At 68.4% G+C, this 1,723-nt stretch carries 2 protein-coding genes; both read left to right on the forward strand.

What is annotated here, in order from left to right; translation table 11 throughout:
* Positions 1-556, forward strand: a 556-nt coding sequence (locus AC1D00_RS39875; RefSeq protein ID WP_477014474.1) for a TlyA family RNA methyltransferase, incomplete at its 5' end; no start/stop codon positions are given.
* Positions 549-1,723: class I SAM-dependent RNA methyltransferase (locus AC1D00_RS39880; protein WP_477014475.1), on the forward strand; the 1,175-nt coding region annotated here is incomplete at its 3' end. The genes AC1D00_RS39875 and AC1D00_RS39880, both read left to right, overlap by 8 nt.

The raw sequence follows: 1,723 nt of genomic DNA on the forward strand, positions 1-1,723 counted from the left end.
CTACGTGTCGCGCGGCGGCGTCAAGCTCGCGGGCGCACTGGAACGCTACCCGATCGAGATCGAGGACCATGTCTGCCTCGACGTCGGCGCCTCCACCGGCGGTTTCACCGAGGTGCTGCTGGCCAATGGCGCAAGCCTGGTGTTCGCCATCGATGTCGGCACCAACCAATTGCATCCCTCGCTGCGTGGTCATCCAAAGATCGTGTCGATGGAGGAGACCGACATCCGCGCCTATGAAGGCAAACGCCTGCCGGCGCGGCCCGATATCGTCGTCATCGACGTCAGCTTCATCTCGCTGAAGACCGTGCTGCCCGTGGCTCTGTCGCTGGCGGCTGCACCGATGAGCCTGCTGGCGCTGATCAAGCCGCAATTCGAGGCCGAGCGGAAGCACAACAAGAAGGGCATCATCCGCGACGCCGCCGTGCATCGGGAGATCTGCGACGACATCGCGGCCTTCGCCGCCTCGCTCGGCTGCACCGACATCGAGGTGTTCCCCTCGCCGATCACCGGCGGCGACGGCAACAGCGAATTCTTCCTGGGCGCGCGCCGTGGTTGAGCGCCTGAGGATCGATCACGTCGGCCATCGCGGCGACGGCGTCGCGCTCGACGCCGGCGAAACGATCTATGTGCCATATGCGCTCGGCGGCGAGACCGTCGAGGTCGACCACGTCGCGGGCAATCATCCCGACCGCCGCAAGCTGCTCGCGGTCGATGTCGCAAGCCCCGAGCGCATCGCACCGTTCTGCCCGCATTTCGGCGTCTGCGGCGGCTGCGCGATCCAGCATTGGGCGGCCGAGCCGTATCATGCCTGGAAGCGCAGCATCGTGGTCGAGACGCTGGCGCAGGCCGGCATCGATTGCGAGGTTGCGCCGCTGGTCGATGCCCATGGCGTGGGGCGCAGGCGCGTCACGCTGCACGGCCGGTTCGGCACGCATGACATCCTCAAGGTCGGCTTCTCGGCAGCGAGCTCGCACGACGTCATCCCGATCCATCGCTGCCCGATCCTCGATCCAGCACTCGATGGCGCGCTCGATGCGGCCTGGGCGCTGGCCGAGCCGCTGACGTCCAAAATGCCTGTGACGAAGCCGCTCGACATCCAGGTCACGGCGACCGCCAACGGCCTCGACGTCGACGTGCGCGGCTCCGGCCCGCTGCCGACGCCGCTGGTCACGGCGCTGTCGCGCGTCGCCGAGCAGCATCGCCTGGCGCGGCTGACGCGGCACGGCGAGCTGGTGCTGCAACGCCTGCCGCCGACGATGAAGATGGGCCGTGCTGAAGTCACGCTGCCGCCGGGCTCGTTTTTGCAGGCAACCGTCGCGGGTGAAGAGACGCTGGCGTCTCTCGTCGCCGAGCGCGTCGGCAAGGCCAAGGAGGTTCTCGACCTCTTCTGCGGCGTCGGGCCGTTCGCGCTGCGGCTCGCCGAGAAGGCCCGCGTCCCCGCCTATGACAACGACGCCGGCGCAGTTGCCGCGCTGGCAAAGGCCGCGCGCGCGCCCGGCCTGAAGCCAATCAAGGCTGAGCCGCGCGACCTGTTTCGCCGCCCCCTTGTGCCCCAGGAGCTGCGCGACTTCGACGCCGTCGTATTCGATCCCCCGCGCCAGGGCGCAGAGGCGCAGGCACTGAAGCTCGCCGCAAGCAAGGTGCCCGTCATCGTCGCGGTCTCCTGCAACGTCGCAACCTTCGCCCGCGACGCACGGCTGCTGATCGATGGCGGCTACAGGAT

Source organism: Bradyrhizobium sp. P2_E8, from assembly GCF_056403875.1.